Raw genomic sequence first — 18,810 nt, forward strand, 5'->3', positions numbered from 1 at the left:
TACTTTTCACCTATAAAACATCACCAGAACATATCGGGTATGGACCAAATCAGCATTCACAGCGATAAAGGCGAAATTAAACTGCGTAAAAGTAAGGCTTTGGTTGGGTTAAAAATGACTCAATCTCGCGGACTTTTAGAACCAGACTACATCAATAAAGAATTGCACCAAAGCCTGGGCGGCTTCAAGGTGGTCGAATTGAGCATGGATGATACCAACATCAACGACAAACTGGATGAGGTACGCGAAAGGGAGGAGGTTGAAGTTGGAACCCACGTCTATTACCCAGAAAACAGTGATCGGCCTTTGATTGCTACTGGCGAAATTTTCATCACTTACCACGAGGGGGTCAGCGATGAAGAGCAAATGGTGGCTTTGGATGAATACAATCTGGATTTGGTGGAGCGCCGTGGCCCCAATATGCTGGTTGCCCGCGTAACGGCCAATTCACCCAACCCGATCAAAACGGCAGCCCTGCTGCAAAAAAGTTGCCTGGTAAAAATTGCAGAACCAGACATTGATACCATCCTTGATCAATATTTTTTGCCTACCGACAGTTTGATGGGGAGCATGTGGCACTTGCAAAACAACGGCTTTGTACCTGATGCCAATGTACAGTTGCGCCGGGGAATCGACGCCAAAGTGGTGGCCGCCTGGCGTGCATTGGGCAGCCTTGGCTCTCCTAATGTCAACATTGCCATAGTGGACAATGGGTTTGACCTGACCCACCCCGACCTAAAAAACAAGGTGATCAAACCCTTTGATTTTTGGAAAAAAGAACCACAAATACTCCAGGGTGATGCGCGCTATACCCACGGCACCCCTTGTGCCAGTGTAGCTTTGGCCGCCTCGAACGGTGTTGGTATGGTGGGTTCAGCACCCAATGCTCGCTTTATGCCCTTAAGTGGCACTTCTTTTAGTGTGCGTGACACCGAGTCGATTTTCAATTACTGTGTCAACAATGGCGCGGATATCATCAGTTGCAGTTGGGGTTCTACCGATCCCAATTACCAGTTGAATGCCGAAAAACAACAAATCATCGCCAATGCTGCCCGCCGGGGCCGGAATGGACGTGGTTGTGTGATCCTGTATGCGGTAGGCAACGATAGTTTGAACTATGTCAATTTTTATGCGCAACACCCGGATGTAATCGCCGTTGGTGCTTGTACCAGCCAGGGCATTCATGCGCCCTACTCCAATACCGGGATGGAAGTAACCATTTGTGCGCCCTCCAACGGCGATTGGCCTATCATTGCTGCCCGGGCCTGGTGGGACCAGGGCGATCCCCGCGAACAGGGCGAAAGAAGGTACTGGATCGATGGTTTTAGTAGAGGCAATCAGTACAAACATTTTGGAGGCACATCGTCAGCTACGCCGCTGGTCGCCGGGGTTTGTGCCCTGATGTTGACGGCCAATCCGGATTTGACTGCGCGTGAAGTAAAGCAAATTTTAATCCAGACCGCTGATAAGATTGGCAACCCTGGTGAATACATCAATGGCCATTCGCGCAAATATGGCTACGGAATGGTCAATGCCGAACGTGCAGTAGCTGAAGCCCTACGTCGCAGAGGAACATCGACCCCTACCCAGATGCCCAATACCCCTCCATCTCCGCCACAAGTACAGCCGAATACCCAATCACAAACCCAGCCTGTGGTGAGTTCTGGCGCTGGCTCCAGTGTGTTTGAGGTCAATGTCAACCAAAAGCCTAGCTCAGGTTGGGGTGTACAAATCGGGGTATACAGCAATTATGATAATGTGCTCACCCTAGTGGCCAATTTGAAGCAACATTTTGGTCAACCTGTATTTGTGGTTGTCGCCAATCAAAATGGCCGCCAAATTTACAAAGTAGTGGTAGGTGCGTATGCCAACATTAACGAAGCCAGCATCATGCAGAGTCGTTTGACGCAGGCAGGATATCAGGGCTTTGTGAAAAACCTAGCAGACGTATAATATGGTTCTTGCAATTGATATTGGCAATAGCAACGTAGTGGTCGCATTACACGATGGCAATTCCTGGTCGCAGGTCTGGCGTATCCCCACCATTACTGAGGCAGATGCAGCTTTGTTTTATGAAAAAAGATTGGCTGATCTGTTGATGGAAGCGGGCCTGCTGCTGGGGCCTCGGCCAAGGGTGGTGGTGAGTAGTGTAGTGCCCCAGTTGACCCAGTCTTTTTTACACATCGCCGAACATCTCTTTGGCCAGCCAGCCCTCAAAGTTGCTCCGCCGATTTACCCGAAGTTGAAATTACAAATTGACCGTCCGAATGAAATTGGCACTGACTTATTGGCCAATGCAGTTGCGGCCCATCATTTGTATCAGCAGGATTGTATTGTGGTGGATTTTGGAACCGCGCTTACTTTTACCACTGTCACGGGGGAGGGCCATATTTTAGGAGTGGCCATTGCTCCGGGGCTAAAAACGGCCATTGCTTCACTGTTTCAAAAAACGGCCCAATTGCCCGAAGTGCCGCTTACCCTTCCACAAACACCAATTGGGAAAAACACTGAACACGCCATTCAAAGCGGCATTTTGATTGGCTATGTTGGTTTGGTGCGGCACATGTTGGCTGAAATCCGACGTGAAGTAGGGGAGCAGTACATTGCGGTAGCCACCGGAGGTTTATCTTCTATTCTTACTCCTTTGCAAGCAGATTTTCAGCATATTGATCCGATGTTGACTTTGGAAGGACTGCGTATCATTGCCGAAACCCAGCGTAGCGAATAACGTATGAAAAATCTACAAGTTTATCCATCTACCACTCCGGAAGTCAGTGTCCTGACGGCCACCTTCAACCGTGAAAAACTGCTGCCAACTTGTATCGAATCGGTTATTGCGCAAACGTACAACAGCTGGGAGCACCTCATCATTGATGACGGTAGCAGCGATGAGACCCTGATGGTAGTCCAAAAATACCTGCTCGCCGATAACCGGATTCGCTATAGCCGACACAGCAATCGAGGGCAATCCCTGAGCCTGAATGTAGCACTCGCAATGGCCGCGGGAGAATATGTGTGTATTCTGGATTCGGATGATTATTACTTGCCCAATCACATCGAGAGCCGACTTCAATATTTAAAAGCTCATCCCGAAGTAGATTTTTTACACGGGGGAATTGTCGTAATCGGTGATGAATTCGTAGTAGATAGAACCAATCCCAGCCGAAGAATAAACCTGAATGATTGCAGTGTAAATGGTAGTTTTTTTGGTAAAACGGTAGCCTTTAGGACGGTTGGTGGGTATCGCAATATTGCGTTTGGAAACGATACCGATCTCTTCACCAGAATTGAGGAACAGCGTTTTTTTACGCAAAAATTAACCGAACCTGAGTATAAAACGATGGTGTACTGCAGAACGGAGGATAGCATCACCGTACAATTTGAAAAACAATTGAACAATTGATTCCTCTCCTATGCCTGAACAAGCGCTGCACTTGCACATTCAGGGACAAGTACAAGGTGTAGGATTCCGTCCCTTTGTTTACCGCCTGGCACTGGAAATGGGGCTCAAAGGTTGGGTCAACAATGGAGTGGATGGGGTGCACATTGAGTTGAGTGGAGCCTTAGATACCGTTCAGCATTTTGCTCAAAGGGTTGTAGCCGAAGCGCCAGCCTTGGCCCGGATCACCACTGTTCATCAGCAAGTTTTACCTTTGCAAACCTTTCCCGATTTCAGCATCATCGCCAGCGAAAGACTCAGCACACCTCAGTTATTGTTGACTCCCGATTTTGCTTTGTGTGCTGATTGTAAGAATGAATTGCATCAAGCTCAAAATTTTCGCTACCAATACGCCTTTATCACCTGCACCAATTGTGGGCCACGTTATTCCATCATCACAGGTTTACCTTACGACCGCCCACTAACAACCATGTGGGGTTTTCAGATGTGCCCCACTTGTCAGGCTGAGTATGATGATCCCTTGAATCGGCGCTATTATGCACAAACCAATTCTTGCCCAACTTGTGGCATCCAGCTAAAGTATGTTGAGGGCAAAAACGAGGCGCTGGAAAACAATGAAGCGGCCCTTCAAGCTACCATTACCGCATTGGATGCTGGGAAAATAGTTGCAGTGAAAGGCATCGGTGGTTTTTTGTTGTTGGCTGATGCCACCAATGCCAGTACGATCAATTTGTTACGGCAGCGCAAACAACGCCCCAGCAAACCTTTTGCCTTGTTGCATCCCAACCTGGAATGCCTGGCATCTGATGTGGTCTTATCTCCGCAAGCAGTGGCAGCCCTACAAAGTTCAGTAGCACCGATAGTTCTTTTGCCCCTGCAATCACAACCCAAAAGTGGGGTTCAAGTTGCGCTCCTTGCGCCTGGATTGCGCCGCTTAGGGGTGATGTTGCCTTATGCACCCTTGTTGGAGTTGATCAGTACTGCTTTGGGGCGACCTCTGGTAGCAACCAGTGGCAACCTTAGCCATACCCCTATTGCGTATACCAATGAGGAGGCGCTGGAAAGATTAAGCGACATTGCAGATGGGATACTTTTGCACAATCGCGAGATTGTGGTGCCGCAGGACGATAGTGTGTTGGCTTTTACCCCCATGCAGCAGCAGAAAATTGTAATTCGCCGTTCGCGCGGTTTGGCGCCTACTTTGCTATTACCCCATTTTCAACCCCAAAATGGCCTCCTGGCCATGGGCGCACTGCTCAAAAGTACCTTTGCTTTTACCCATCAAAACAACCTATACCTTTCGCAATACCTGGGAGATTTGGAGGATTTTGATACGCAGCAAAACTACCAACTCACCCTGCAACACTTGCTGAACACCCTGCAAGTGGAACCTACACATATTTTGGTGGACTTACACCCGGCCTATGCCTCCAGTCAATTGGGGCGAGAAATGGCCGAAGCACGAGGGCTAACTGTCGTACCGATTCAGCACCATTTGGCGCATTTTGGAGCTGTTTTGGCAGAGCATGATTTATTGGATAAAATGGAACCTGTGCTCGGAGTCATTTGGGATGGGGTAGGGCTGGGTGAAGATGGCCAAATTTGGGGTGGCGAGTTTTTTGTGTACCAGCAAAAGCAGTTTCAGCGCAAAAGCCACTTTCAATACTTTCCGTATTTTATGGGGGATAAAATGGCCCGGGAGCCCCGGCTGGCGGCATTTGCTATTTTGGGGCCGGATTCGTTTCTGGAACCTAAATTCAGCGCTGCGGAATGGTCGAATTATCAGGTTTTGTGGCAGAAAAAGCATGTGGTACAAACCTCCAGCATGGGGCGCATTTTTGACGCGGTGGCAGCTCTGTTGGGCATTATGGATGTTCAAACCTACGAAGGAGAAGCGGCGCTGCGACTGGAAGAACTGGCCTGGACGTATTGGCAAGGCGATAACCCTACGCCGGATAGTTATATTTTTGATACTCAACCCTCTCCTCAATATTTGCTTTTACAAATCAAGGCTGATGTAGAAGCTGGGTTGCCCATAAACCTCATCGCCTTCAAATTCCATTTTTCGCTGATTGAGCTTATAAAAACAATGGCGGTAGCTGAGCAGGTGCGACGCATTGCCTTTTCGGGAGGGGTATGGCAGAATAACCTGTTGGTGGATTTGGCGTTGAGTCAATTGTCAGGGTTTCAGCTTTACTTTCATGAGGAGGTTTCGCCGAATGATGAGGGGGTGGCGTTGGGGCAGGTGGCTGTTTTTGAGCTACAAGTTAGAGCAGCGAAATAAGCCTGCCAAATTGCAATAACCCACCTTTAACCCCCTCAATTGACTATTTTCCAACCTTTGTATAGGTACTTCGATGCTAGGGCTGTATTTTGAAGTACAGTTTTTACTGATTGTACCATTCAAAACACCACGACGATGAAATCACTCCCAATCCTGGCCATCTGCCTGATGCTTTGTAGCGGCTTAAACGCTCAAGCCCAAGCCGAAAACAGCAAGTCTGAATTTGAACAAATCACTGCCACGCTCATGGACTACATCGAAGGCACCGCCAACGGTGAGCCCGAACGCCTGCGCAAAGCCTTTCACCCCAACTTCAATCTATACACCATTACTGCCGACACACTCATGACGCGCTCTGGCGAAGCTTACATCAAAGGTTTTAAACCAGGAGAAAAAGCCAACCGCATTGGGCGTATCATTTCGATCGATTACGAAAAAGATGCTGCTTCAGCCAAAGCTGAAATCGTCGTGCCCAATTGGCGGATTTTTACCGATTATTTTTTGCTGATGAAATACCAGGGCTCCTGGAAAATTGTACAAAAAAGTTACACCTGGCGGCCGTATCCCAAGCCGGATGAGAAAAAATAGAAGGCTACCTAAAACAGCTCCAGTTCTTTCCTTACCCATCTAAAATTTTAGTAAATCCAGTTTTATTTTTAGAAAATTTTTTCTAATCTCGATTTTTAATAGTAGCTTTCGCAAGAATCCTACCTGATTTTGTATACGGGTAAGCGGTTCCATTCAAAATACATCAGATCATGGAACATTTGAGAGTCCCGAAGTCCAATAAAAATGCCCGTGGAACTGTCGCTTGTGACAACACCACCATGCACCTGCTCCAAGCCAATGATTTTGTAGCAGATGCCATTCGCAAATCGGTCGCCGAGCGCAATATCCTCTTGATCAACATCACCTCCTCCGCCGGAAGTGGCAAAACTTCCCTGATGCAGGAGACCGCCAAACGCTTGAGTAGCAAGCTGAAAATGGCAGTCTTGGTAGGTGATTTGGATACTGAGCGGGACGCTGACCGCATCCGCCAAACCGGAATCGAAGCCCTACAAATCGTAACTGGAGGCATTTGCCACCTGGAAGCCCAAATGATTTGGCAGGCCATGCAATCCATTGAATTGGATGGCCTTGACTTGCTTTTTATCGAAAATGTGGGTAACTTAGTATGCCCCGCATCCTTTGATTTGGGCGAGGATTATCGGGTAACCTTGCTAGCGACTACCGAGGGCGACGACAAACCCAAAAAGTATCCCCGCATGTTCCTCACCAGCGAATTGATGCTCTTATCCAAAGCCGATTTGTTGCCCTACTTGCCGTTTTCGGTCGAGGCGGCCATCAAAGATGCGCAGGACGTGAACCCCAATCTCGAAACCCTGACCATCTCCAGCACCAGCGGCGAAGGCTTGGATGCCTGGTGTGAATGGGTAATGGATCGGGTAGCTGCAAAGAAGGCAATGTCAACAAAAACAACCGTTTTAGCCTAGTCAAAAACCAATCAGCATGTGTTTAGCAATACCTGGAAAGATCAAATCCATTGAAATGCAATACGGCGGCTTGGTCCGCATGGCGAAGGTGCAGTTTGGAGGCATTTCAAAAGAAGCTAGTTTGGAAATGTTGCCTCATGCTAAGGAAGGTGATTACGTCCTAGTTCACGTGGGTGTAGCCATCAGCCTTGTTGATGAAGAGGAAGCTCAAAAGACCTTTGCCTACCTCGAGGAAATTGGCGAACTGGATGAACTTGTCCCAGGATCACACTTATAACCACAGCCATGAAATACGTCAGTGAATACCGCGATGCCGATATGGTAGCCCAGTATCTCGAAGAGATTCGGCAAACCGTGACCCGCCCCTGGGCCATCATGGAAGTATGTGGCGGCCAAACCCACAGTTTGGTCAAAAATGGCATCCTCAATATGCTCCCCCCTGAAGTGCGCATGATCCACGGCCCTGGCTGCCCGGTTTGTGTGACTCCACTCAATTTGATTGATAAAGCGGTTTACCTCGCTGAAGAAAAAGGGGTAATCCTTTGTTCTTACGGCGACATGATTCGGGTGCCTGGCTCCAAGCGCAGTCTGCTGGAATCCAAAGCCCGTGGCGCGGATGTCCGGATTTTGTATTCGCCCCTTGAAGCCGTCAAAATTGCTCAGGAAAACCCAGACCGAGAGGTCGTCTTTTTTGCAGTAGGTTTTGAAACTACCGCTCCCGCCAATGCCTTATCGGTCATCCATGCACAGCGCGCAGGAGTACCGAATTATTCAATTCTGGCTTCTCACGTGTTGGTCCCACCCGCCATCGAAGCGGTGATGAACGACCCGGATTCTAACATTCAAGGCTTTTTGGCCGCAGGTCACGTATGTACCATCATGGGCATTGACGAGTATTACCCCTTGGTAGATCGATATGAAATTCCGATAGTTGTGACTGGGTTTGAACCCGTGGATTTGGCGCAAGGCATTCTGATGACCATCCGCCAATTGGAAAAAGGAGAACACCAGTTGGAAAACCAATACAGCCGGGTGGTCAGGCCCGAAGGAAACCCCGAAGCCCAAAAAGTCATCCAGCAGGTCTTTACCATTGCAGACCGGGAATGGCGCGGAATCGGCGTAATTCCTATGAGCGGCTACGAAGTACGCCCTGAATATGTCGCTTATGATGCCAACATCAAGTTCAATGTCAACATCGAAAAAGTCGCGGAGAGTGACGAATGTATTGCCGGCCTGGTGCTAAAAGGCATCAAAAAACCGCAGGAATGTCCTCAATTTGGTCGCGGCTGTACACCTCAGATGCCACTGGGCGCACCAATGGTATCCAGCGAAGGTGCCTGTGCCGCCTATTACCATTTTTCACAGGCCATGGAAGAAGTATCTGCATAACAACGCAATGGAAAAACTTAAAATGGAATTGCAATGCCCTATGCCTCAGCTCGACTTTGAGGTGATCACCCTGGGGCATGGCAGCGGAGGGCTGCTCACCAACAAACTGTTGGAGACAGGGGTTTTTGACCTGTTGAAAAACGAATACCTGGATCAGCACCACGATGGTGCTACCTTCACGTTGCAAGGACCATTGGCCTTTTCTACTGATAGCTACGTTGTTTCTCCCATTTTTTTCCCTGGAGGCAATATTGGTGAACTAGCAGTCAACGGCACGGTCAACGATTTGGCGATGTGTGGTGCCATTCCACGTTATTTGTCCCTGGCCTTTATCATCGAAGAAGGGCTGATGATGCAAGACTTTTGGAAAATCCTGGTCAGCATCAAATTTGCCGCGGAGCGTGCTGGTGTACAAATCGTCACCGGAGACACCAAAGTGGTGGAGCGCGGCAAGGGCGATAAAATCTTCATCAATACTTCCGGTATCGGCACCTTACACACAAAGGCTCAAATCAGTAAATCCCGGGTACAGGTAGGCGACCGGATCCTCATCAGCGGCAACATCGCCGCGCATGGTATCGCGATCCTGAGTTTGCGGCAAGGCCTGCAATTCGACAGCGAAATTCAAAGTGATACCGTCAACCTCAACCATACCGTAGCTCGTTTATTGGATCGGTTTGGTGAAAAAATTCACTTGTTGCACGACCCCACCCGTGGTGGTGTGGCCACAGTGCTCAACGAAATGGCCCGCGACACCCGCCTGGGTGTAGAAATTTGGCAAAAACAACTACCCGTCGCTGAAGACGTTTATGGCGCCTGCGAGCTACTTGGGCTCGATCCCTTGTATGTGGCCAATGAAGGCATTTTTATGGCCTTTGTGGCACCAGAAGTGGCAGATGCTGCCCTGGAAATGCTGCGAGCAGATGAAAATGGTGCGCAGGCGGCCATCATCGGCGAGGTGGTAGAAGCACATCCGAAACAAGTCATTCTACACAGTTCGATTGGGGGTAAAAGGGTCGTGAACATGCCTTTGGGCGAGCAATTGCCCCGAATTTGTTGACATGGAGTACGGCGCACTGAACATCACCCTCAAGGCAGGTACCGGACTGCCCACCAATGTGCCGAGTGTACCTGCGGTGGTGCAGGATGAGCGCATGTTCAAAGGCGCGCCCGACAATCCACTGCTGGCGCCACGGGGCGTATGCCTCGTAAAAGATACCCTTCTGGTAGCCGATACTGGGCAAAACCGGGTTTTTATCTGGCACAAGGCCAGCCAATTGCCGGAGCAAGCGGAGCCAGATTTGGTGTTGGGTCAACTTGACATGGACGCCACTGGGCGCAACTCGGGCGCTACCGTTTCAGCTGCTACCTTACAATATCCTTCTGGCCTTTGGTCTGATGGTGAGCGGCTTATCGTGGCCGACGCCTGGAACCACCGCGTACTCATCTGGCATACCTGGCCACAACACGACGGCCAAGCAGCTGACGTGGTGTTGGGCCAACCTGATTTTTTTCAGAATCAACCCAACGTCATAGGCATCGGCACAGCGCCCACTGCTCAATCCTTGTACTGGCCCTATGGCGTATTCAGCGATGGTGCAAGCCTATGGATTGCCGATACGGGTAACCGTAGGGTTTTGTTTTTTGAAAAAATCCCAATGGAAAATTATTCTGCTGCCGACGCTGTGATTGGCAAAGCGACTTTTGACGAACGCGACTACGAACACCAGGACGCCATCTGGCCCTACGCCGTCAAAATTGGCCCAAATGGCGAAATGGCGATCACCGATACACAGTACTATCGGGTATTGATTTGGCGGAACTGGCAAAATGCGTTGTCCCAGAAAGCCGAATTGATTATTGGGCAAGCTGATCTGGACAGCAATGGGATGAACCAATACGGATTATTTCCACAGGCCAATACCCTGAGTTGGTGCTATGACGCCGTTTTTTACCAAAAAGGAATCCTGGTGGCCGATACCGGCAACAGCCGGGTGCTCTGTTTTGAAGCTTTGCCGCCGGAAAACAATGCCAAAGCGCAAAGCCTGATTGGTAAGCCTCATTTCAACATGGGCAGTGAAAACATGGATACTTTATTTGGGACGGAAAAATCCCTGTACTGGCCTTTTTCCATCAGTGTAGATGGGCAGCGAGTGGCCATTGCAGATACCGGGAACCATCGGATTATTTTTGCTCAATTCCTCGATGCTTCAATTGCTCAACGCTAAAATCGACCCGTATGATCAATGCACTCCCTTTGTTTTTTGCAGCAGTAGTTGGTTTCGGACATGCCTTTGAAATCGACCACTTGTTGGCGGTGAGCAATATTGTAACCCGGCGCAAAACGATCTGGGAGGCTCTCAAAGACGGAATTTATTGGGGATTGGGGCATACTTCAACCATCCTAATTATCGGCGTTTTGATGATTTTGGCAAAACTAGGTATCTCCGAACAAACCTTTCATTTCTTCGAGGCTGGGGTAGGGGTGATGCTGGTGGTGCTGGGCGTCCAGCGCATCCGCAAAACCTGGGAACACGAGAAGTGGCACGCCGACCAGCACCACCACCTGCAAGCGCATGACCACCGTTTGGCTTATGGCGTTGGACTGGTGCATGGCCTGGCCGGAAGTGGAGCCTTGGTTTTACTGGTCATGACCGAAATCAAAGAGGCCTTGCCCGCGGTACTCTACCTGCTGGTGTTTGGGATGGGTTCCATCGCCGGGATGCTGCTGGCTTCGGGGGTATTCAGCCTGCCTTTTTCCCAAAAACTTGCGGATGCGGGGCCTTGGCGCTGGCGTTTTACCCTTTTGTCCTCCTTGTTGTGTATGATTGTGGGAGGAAAAGTCATTTGGGAAAACTTGATGTCAAACTGAAGCCATGAATGAAACAAGTACCTCCAAAGAACAATTGTTGCAAGCTTTTCAGGAACAGAGCATTGTAGTTCTTACCGACAATGGAAAGTTTCTCGAACTGGAAAATGATTACAGTGTTGAAATAGAGGCCAATGGCATTTATAAGCTGCGCTCGGAAGGCCTGGTGGTTGCTCCTTTTGCCAGTGTAGAAGAATTGTGTCAGTTTATAAAAATGGCTTGAAAAACAATACATGACAACAAAGCGCGAACTGGGTGTAGCCGCCCTCTCAACAAGTGACTCCCACCCGGGAAATTTTGCCCTGATCCTGGAAGATTTGGAAACCCGCCGCCGGATTCCTGTGATCATCGGTGCGGCGGAAGCGCAATCGATAGCCATTGTTATGGAACAAATGCAACCGGCCCGGCCACTGACCCACGACCTTTTTGTGTCGATGTTGACTGCACTGGGGGCGAAGTTGGAAGAGGTTTTGATCCACAGCCTGATCGATGGTATTTTTTACGCGCAACTCATCTTGAAGTCTTCAACGGAAGTGGAGATTATGCTGGACGCCCGCTGCTCCGATGCCATCGCCCTGGCGGTGCGTTGCAACGTACCCATTTACACCTACGACAATGTGGTGGAAGAGGCCGGTTTTTTGACGGAAGTGTTTTTGCCGCACCAACGCAAGGGTTCACTGGCAGAATACAGCCTGGAAGAGTTGGAAGATCTGCTGGCAAAAGTGATTGAAAAGGAGGATTATGAGAGCGCGGCGCGGATTCGGAATTATATTGATAAAAGGAATGGGTGAAGGTAACCAAGTTTAAACCTTGCGACAAAAATGAGGTTTACAATCAAGGTTGAAGTTCCGGTGCGGCACCTCAAACCTCTCCCACTGCCCAGCCCCCTATCGACATTGCGCGGCTACGCCGCTGGTCCGCTCAGCCTGAGTAATTACCAAAGCTCCATTCTACCGCTTCAATCTTTCCTTACTTGATCCGTACTGCCACCCAACCAGCCTACGTAGCAATTGAAATTCGGCCTCAAGCAGCCCTAAAACCAATTAACCAACTTTACTCCCCGCCCAGCGGCATAGCCGCGAAACGGCAATAGCCCAAAACCAAAGCACGATTTCCAAGGTACAGAGCACCGGAATGCTGGAAATTATTTATCTCATTCCAATTCCAGCGCAATTTATTTTTTCCCCACAAATACCCTAGCTTTAGGTTCCATACCAAAAAACCAAATTCATGCGCTACTCTCTCCACTTCATCCTCCTTTTCAGTTTAGTATCTCAGCTTCTTCCGGCCCAAGAAAGCAGCAGTTTCAACCCCGCCACCACCTTATGGTACAGCGCCCCGGCCCAAAAATGGGAAGAAGCCCTGCCCATTGGCAATGGCCGCATCGGTGCGATGGTATTTGGCAAAAACGGCGAAGAGCGTATCCAGCTCAACGAAGAAACATACTGGACGGGTGGGCCTTATTCCACCGTAGTGAAGAACGGCGCAGCCGTTTTACCCGAAATCCAGCAACTCGTTTTTGCGGGCAAGATGCTCAAGGCGCACAACCTCTTTGGCCGTCGCCTGATGGGTTACCCGGTGGAGCAACAGAAATACCAGAGCCTGGCCAATTTGCACCTCTTTTTTCCTGAAAACGGCACCATGAGTGAATACAAGCGCTGGCTGGACTTACAAACCGGCATCAGTGGCGTTTCCTACCGCATCGGGGATGTAACGTACCGCCGCGAAGCCTTTGTATCGGCGCCCGATCAAGTGATGGTGCTGCGCATTACAGCCAGCGACCAAAAAATCAGCTTCAAAGCCAACCTGCGCGGCGTGCGCAATCCCGCTCACTCCAACTACGGCACCGACTATTTCACCATGGACCCCAACGGCCAGGATGGCCTCATGCTCAAAGGCCGATCCTCCGATTATCTGGGCATTGACGGGCAAATCCGCTTCGAAGCCCAACTCAAAGTTGTAGCCGAAGGTGGGGCTGTACGCACCGACGACGCCGACCTTTGGGTGGAAAACGCCAAATCTGTCACCCTCTACTTTAGCGCCGCCACCAATTTTGTCAACTACCACGACGTCAGCGCCGACCCACACGCCAAGGTAGAAGCGGTGTGGAAAAACCTGCAAGGCAAAACCTATCCTCAAATCCAGGCCGCTGCACTCAAAGACCACCAGCAATACTTCCAAAGAAGCAACCTGCAACTGGAAAATACTCAGCAATCCTTTTTGCCCACCGACGAACGGATGCTCAGCATTCAAACCGCGCCCGACCCCAGCCTGGCCGCTTTGTGTTATCATTTTGGCCGCTACCTCCTGATCGCCTCCTCACGCCCGGGCACCCAACCCGCCAACCTGCAGGGCATCTGGAACAACGACATGAACCCCGCCTGGGATTCCAAATACACCACCAACATCAACACCGAGATGAACTACTGGCCCGTCGAAACGGGTAACCTCAGCGAGTGCATAGAACCACTCACCAAAATGGTCAAGGAACTGGTGGATCAAGGTACCCAGGTCGCGCGTGAGCATTATGGCTGCCGGGGTTGGGTTTTTCACCAAAACACTGACCTCTGGCGCGTCGCCGCTCCTATGGATGGGCCCACCTGGGGCACCTTTACCACGGGCGGTGCCTGGCTTTGTACCCACTTGTGGGAGCATTACCTCTTCACCCAGGATCGGGAGTATTTGCGGGAGGTGTATCCGCTGATACAGGGTTCAGTGCAGTTTTTTATGGATTTTTTGGTGGAAACACCGGATAAAAAGTGGTTGGTGACCAATCCTTCCACTTCACCCGAAAACTTCCCGGCCAGCCCAGGCAATCAACCTTATTACGATGAAGTGACGGGGATGATCCTTCCCGGCACCACCATTTGTTACGGCTCTTCGATCGACATGCAAATTTTGTCCGACTTATTTGGGTACTATACGGAAGCTGCTGCCGTGCTGCAAGTGGATGCCGACTTTGCCGCCAAAGTCGCCGCTGCCCGCAAACGCCTCCCGCCGCCCCAAATTGGCAAGGACGGCGCCCTGCAGGAATGGACCGAAGACTGGGGCCAGCTGGAAAAAGCCCACCGCCATTATTCCCACCTTTACGGACTTTACCCCGGCAAGGTGATTTCGAGCTGGCGCACCCCGAACCTGGTAGAACCCGTCAAAAAAGTACTGGAGCAGCGCGGCGATGAATCGTCTGGATGGTCACGCGCCTGGAAAATGTGTCTTTGGGCCAGGTTGTACGATGGCAATCGTTTGGAAAAAATCTTCAAGGGCTACCTGAAAGACCAGGCTTACCCGCAGCTTTTTGCCAAATGTTTCACCCCCATGCAGGTGGACGGTTCTTTTGGCGTTGCGGCGGGAGTCGTGGAGGCCCTGGTGCAATCGCATGAAGGGCGGATTCACCTCCTGCCTGCCTTACCTACTGCCTGGGCCAGTGGCCGGATGGAGGGCGTTTGTGCCCGCGGTGGTTTCCAGCTGGATTTTAGCTGGCAGAATGGAAAGTTACAGGAATTGCAGGTTTTGTCAAAAGCTGGCTTGGAATGCCGGGTGCTGCCAGGCAAAGGGGCTTTTCAGGTGACTCAAAATGGCAAAAAGGTCAAGGCCCAATCACTGGATGATGGTTCTTTGAGTTTTGCTACGGAGAAGGGAAAGGTTTATGTGGTAAAACCGATGTAAGGGTAGTCTGAAACCCACAAAACAAATGTTGAAAAATTGAAGGGAAGTGTTTAACCCTTGCGAAAGTATTTTGTTTTTGGTATATTTGAATTAACTGCCAAAACAATATACATCAAACAAACACTTAACCTTCAATGCTATGAAATTATACCAGACAATTATTGGCTGCTGCATGCTACTGTGCATATTACAGACTGGACGCGCCCAAGTGTCGCCTAAGACCTTTGTTTTTGAATACACTCGCCATAATCAGGTTGCTTCGGTAAGCGAAAAACAAGCTGCCAAGGAAAAATCTTTGGCAACAATTGGTAAATGGGATGATGGTGAGGATTTAATCCGAGGCATTTACGCAGACTCCTCACGAATAGTCACCTATCTCCATTTGGACTCTACGCTTTCTCTGATCTGGCATGATGGCATTTTTTCAGATAAGGTAGGCATCGCATTTGGGGGAAAAAATGGGCTTATCAACCTAAAAAATGGTAAAACCAGTTTTATGGATCTCCGGATCATGCAAAAAACGGTTGACAATAGTTTAGGCAAAGGTTTAATCACCATTGAAGATTGGCGTAAAAAAAATGAAAACCTCAAAAAAGTAAAAAACAAGGAAAAAGTAGGGGAATATGTTTGTGAAGTTTGGGACGAATTTTTCCCGCAATACAATTCCTCTGCCAGGCATTGGATGCTACCCGCTGAGAAGGTCAAATTCCCGCTTCCACCTGGTCAAGGGCGTTTTTTTTTCTGGGGAAATCTGATTGTAAAAACTGAAAGCGACTTCGCTCAGTTGTTTAAGCACACTGAAATCCTGGAATTAAAGCGCATCGATTCGCTGGATCATTTTTCCATCCAACAAAAAATCAATGAACTTTTGGCCACCCAAAATGGCTTGAATCGCTCCTATGCCAATTTGCCCGAAAACCAAACCCTGAGCAAGGATAGTTTGAGAGAAGGGCAGTTGTTGTCCGGTTTTGCATTTCGCTCCGTTGATGCGGGTCAAAGCATTTCGATCGATTCGATATGTTCAAAAGCGGCCTACACCTTGATTGACATTTGGGCCTCCTGGTGCGGTCCTTGCGTCAAAGCCTTTCCCGAGCTACAAAAACTCAAGGATGATTTCCCTGGTTTTGAAATCATATCCCTCAATTATGCTGACACCGATTTTAACAAGGTCCAAAAAGTGCTGGATAAACATGAACCCGGCTGGCCTCAAGGCTTTGCCTCCCACCAATTGCATGACCTGATCAACACCGAACAGGCCTATCCGGCAATGTTGCTCCTGGATCGGGATCGCAAGATTGTACAGCTGGGCAAACCTGATTTGAGCTTGGAGCAAATCCGCACTTTTTTGGAAGAAAAACTAAAATAAATAGCATGAGAACATTAGCCATTGTATGCATCATGGTTGGGCTGAGCCATTGCTTGAGTGCTCAGGCTTTTGAAGGAATTTTGGAGTACACCGTCATTTTTAAACACGACCCTGAATACCACAAAAAGACCCTGGAAGGATTTAAAAACCTTGGCTGGTCTGAAGAAACCATCAAGCCCTTCCGTGCGGACTCACTCCGCCTGCGTTATTACATCAAAGGCGACAGTGTTTGGACTGAAAATTATTACAACAACGAAACCACAATATCAAATATCGATTTTCAAGCTGGATTTCAGGCAGAAGTAATTAACCTGGCGGAAGGAAGCCGATTGGTTCTTGGCAAAACCAAGGAGATTGAAGATCTTTTTGAAAAATATACCGATGATCCCAACTGGCGGGATAAAATCAAAGTCAGTTCCTGGTTCAAAAAGGACTACTCCAAACTCCAACGTTTGCCCAAATTGAAGGAAAACATCCTGGGTTACAAGTGTATGGCCTATGAGCTTCCTAGCTCATATCCTGAACTGGGCGGAACCGACCTTTATTGGCTCACGGAAGAGATACCTTATGCAAAGGAGCAAGTTTTACCTTATCACCTCAATACCCTTTTTGCGCCACAAGGTATGATCCTCAGAACCCTCTACACCTCTCCCAAAGGAGGCACTGAGCGGATCCTACGCCGGATTATTCCAGGCCCTATTGCCCCCATTTTGCCGCGTTTGCGCAGTCTTGATTTTGGTACGCTCGACAGTTTGCAGTATGCCGATGAACGACTGAATCAACACCTGCAAGGGAAAGTTTTGGAACAAAATCCGATCGTGCCTGATTTTTCATTTTATCCCATCCAATCTAAAACCCCGATTAATTTGTACAGCAAAAAAGACCAGGGCAAATTCCTACTCCTGGATTTGTGGGGCACCTGGTGTGGGCCTTGCCTGAGGGAGATGCCCAAAGTGCGGGCTTTTCAAGAAGAACATGCTGCGGTATTGGAAGTCATCAGCCTGAATAGAGGAGACAATCGAGCCGAACATGTGGAAGGTTTTATCAAAAAGTACAACATGAATTGGAGCCAGGCCTATGCAGGAAATTTACTCAATGCTTTTTTAAACCCTAAAAAAAGTGTGCCTTATGCGGTGTTGCTGGACTCGGAAATGAAGGTGCGCTGGACGGGGAATCCGGCGGGGAATTGGGAGAAAATCGAGGAGATTATTCGGGGGAATTGAAACAGTTGATATGATTTCAATTTTTTGCACCCCCGCTTTACAACCCAATATTTTTGATTCATAATCTGAGGTGAGTCTTAGGTTTCTTAAGATTCTTAGGTGGTGAAAAAAACTTGCTCCGCAAGGAGCTCTTTCACCACCTAAGAAACCTAAGGCACTCAAGGAATCACCACAGCAGAAATACGCTAAAATGACTTATAGTTCTTTGAGTCCTTACACCCCGAATTTCTGCTTCAAGTACCCCAGCGCCATCCCATACGCCTCTTTCGAGAGCGCCTCATCGTACTTAGGGTTACTCGGATTGGCAAAGCCGTGCACGCCAGCGAAAATTTTGTAGGTCAAATTTTTACCCGCCGTTTTCATATTGGCCGCAAAATCTTCGATGACTTTTTTGGAGATGTACTCTTCCGTGGCGAAAAGCCCCAACACATCGGTGTTCAAAGTTTTGAGTTTTTCAACATCCTGTACGGGCATGCCATAATACATCACGGAACCAACTGTTTGTTTGCCGCCCAGGATGGCCGACTTCAAAGACCAGCCGCCGCCGAAGCACCAGCCAACATTGGCAATTTTGGCCTTTTTGCCCGCCATCATCACCGCACCTTTTACGATGCTTTCCAGGCGCACTTCCTGTACGCCACGCATGAATGTGCCAGCCTCTTTGGGGTCAGCGGTTACTTTGCCATCATACATGTCCAGCGCGATCACGTTTACGGAGCCGCCAAGGTCGTTGTAAAAAATATCCGATTGGCGCTTGATGTAATCGTTCAGGCCCCACCATTCCTGGTACACAAACAGCCACTTGTTCGATTTCTTCTTGGCTTTGATCATGTAGCCGTTTGCCGTTTTTCCATCCGGCGTTTTGAAGCTGACACTGCTGCCCAATTCAGCATAATCCAGCGGCAGCGGGGCCGGGTGCAAGGCCACAAACTTGGGATCATCAACAAATGCGGCCATTCCGTCGCCAGTGTTGTGGCACATCGGCATGGGCATTTCCATTGGGTTGGTCAGGGCTACCCGGCGCTGCATCGGTTGAAATACCGTCAGCAAACTCATGATAACCGAAAGGGAGGAGAGGATGAAGTAATTCATTGTAATTTTTTGAGTGATAAGCGAAAAG

The 18,810-nt window shown here is 49.2% G+C and carries 17 protein-coding genes; 16 read left to right on the plus strand and 1 reads right to left on the minus strand.

Annotated elements, in window-relative coordinates; genetic code table 11:
* Window positions 1-39 precede the first annotated feature (39 nt).
* The 16 genes from SFV55_RS23290 (at window position 40) to SFV55_RS23365 (ending at window position 17,690) form a co-directional block, all read left to right on the plus strand.
* Window positions 40-1,953: a S8 family serine peptidase gene (locus tag SFV55_RS23290; protein ID WP_320031966.1), complete on the plus strand. Its 1,914-nt coding sequence runs from the start codon at window positions 40-42 to the stop codon at window positions 1,951-1,953.
* Window position 1,954: 1 nt separating this feature from the next.
* Window positions 1,955-2,728 carry a type III pantothenate kinase gene (locus tag SFV55_RS23295; RefSeq protein WP_320031967.1) on the plus strand — a complete coding sequence of 258 codons (774 nt, stop codon included), beginning with the start codon at window positions 1,955-1,957 and terminating at the stop codon, window positions 2,726-2,728.
* Window positions 2,729-2,731: 3 nt separating this feature from the next.
* Entirely contained in the window at window positions 2,732-3,403 is a 672-nt protein-coding gene (locus tag SFV55_RS23300; protein ID WP_320031968.1) for a glycosyltransferase family 2 protein, read from the plus strand.
* A gap of 10 nt (window positions 3,404-3,413) precedes the next feature.
* The gene (gene hypF, locus SFV55_RS23305; protein WP_320031969.1) at window positions 3,414-5,684 is read left to right on the plus strand and encodes a carbamoyltransferase HypF; all 2,271 of its coding nucleotides are present in this window, start codon (window positions 3,414-3,416) and stop codon (window positions 5,682-5,684) included.
* A 135-nt stretch (window positions 5,685-5,819) separates the two neighbouring features.
* A complete protein-coding gene (locus SFV55_RS23310; RefSeq protein WP_320031970.1) occupies window positions 5,820-6,272 on the plus strand; it encodes a nuclear transport factor 2 family protein in 453 nt (150 codons plus the stop codon).
* Between the two features lie 170 nt (window positions 6,273-6,442).
* Window positions 6,443-7,177, plus strand: a complete 735-nt coding sequence (gene hypB, locus SFV55_RS23315; protein WP_320031971.1) for a hydrogenase nickel incorporation protein HypB — start codon at window positions 6,443-6,445, stop codon at window positions 7,175-7,177.
* A 16-nt stretch (window positions 7,178-7,193) separates the two neighbouring features.
* Entirely contained in the window at window positions 7,194-7,454 is a 261-nt protein-coding gene (locus SFV55_RS23320; RefSeq protein WP_320031972.1) for a HypC/HybG/HupF family hydrogenase formation chaperone, read from the plus strand.
* 8 nt (window positions 7,455-7,462) lie between these two features.
* Entirely contained in the window at window positions 7,463-8,566 is a 1,104-nt protein-coding gene (hypD, locus tag SFV55_RS23325) for a hydrogenase formation protein HypD (RefSeq protein ID WP_320031973.1), read from the plus strand.
* A gap of 22 nt (window positions 8,567-8,588) precedes the next feature.
* Window positions 8,589-9,626, plus strand: a complete 1,038-nt coding sequence (gene hypE, locus SFV55_RS23330) for a hydrogenase expression/formation protein HypE (RefSeq protein WP_413776731.1) — start codon at window positions 8,589-8,591, stop codon at window positions 9,624-9,626.
* Between the two features lies 1 nt (window position 9,627).
* Window positions 9,628-10,794 carry a hypothetical protein gene (locus tag SFV55_RS23335; protein ID WP_320031975.1) on the plus strand — a complete coding sequence of 389 codons (1,167 nt, stop codon included), beginning with the start codon at window positions 9,628-9,630 and terminating at the stop codon, window positions 10,792-10,794.
* Between the two features lie 11 nt (window positions 10,795-10,805).
* Window positions 10,806-11,438 (plus strand): urease accessory protein, encoded by a 633-nt coding sequence (locus tag SFV55_RS23340; RefSeq protein WP_320031976.1) that lies wholly within the window; start codon window positions 10,806-10,808, stop codon window positions 11,436-11,438.
* A 4-nt stretch (window positions 11,439-11,442) separates the two neighbouring features.
* On the plus strand, window positions 11,443-11,658 hold the full coding sequence (locus tag SFV55_RS23345) for a hypothetical protein (RefSeq protein WP_320031977.1): 216 nt from the start codon (window positions 11,443-11,445) through the stop codon (window positions 11,656-11,658).
* A 10-nt stretch (window positions 11,659-11,668) separates the two neighbouring features.
* Complete coding sequence (locus SFV55_RS23350) at window positions 11,669-12,226, plus strand: bifunctional nuclease family protein (protein WP_320031978.1); 558 nt, start codon at window positions 11,669-11,671, stop codon at window positions 12,224-12,226.
* Between the two features lie 439 nt (window positions 12,227-12,665).
* The gene (locus tag SFV55_RS23355; RefSeq protein WP_320031979.1) at window positions 12,666-15,101 is read left to right on the plus strand and encodes a glycoside hydrolase family 95 protein; all 2,436 of its coding nucleotides are present in this window, start codon (window positions 12,666-12,668) and stop codon (window positions 15,099-15,101) included.
* Between the two features lie 139 nt (window positions 15,102-15,240).
* Entirely contained in the window at window positions 15,241-16,467 is a 1,227-nt protein-coding gene (locus SFV55_RS23360; RefSeq protein ID WP_320031980.1) for a TlpA disulfide reductase family protein, read from the plus strand.
* A 5-nt stretch (window positions 16,468-16,472) separates the two neighbouring features.
* Entirely contained in the window at window positions 16,473-17,690 is a 1,218-nt protein-coding gene (locus tag SFV55_RS23365) for a TlpA disulfide reductase family protein (protein ID WP_320031981.1), read from the plus strand.
* Window positions 17,691-17,903: 213 nt separating this feature from the next.
* On the opposite strand, the gene SFV55_RS23370 is transcribed toward SFV55_RS23365, so the two are convergent.
* Window positions 17,904-18,782 carry a dienelactone hydrolase family protein gene (locus SFV55_RS23370; RefSeq protein ID WP_320031982.1) on the minus strand — a complete coding sequence of 293 codons (879 nt, stop codon included), beginning with the start codon at window positions 18,780-18,782 and terminating at the stop codon, window positions 17,904-17,906.
* Window positions 18,783-18,810 lie beyond the last annotated feature (28 nt).

It is taken from the genome of Haliscomenobacter sp., from assembly GCF_033763495.1.
Lineage (GTDB): Bacteria > Bacteroidota > Bacteroidia > Chitinophagales > Saprospiraceae > Haliscomenobacter.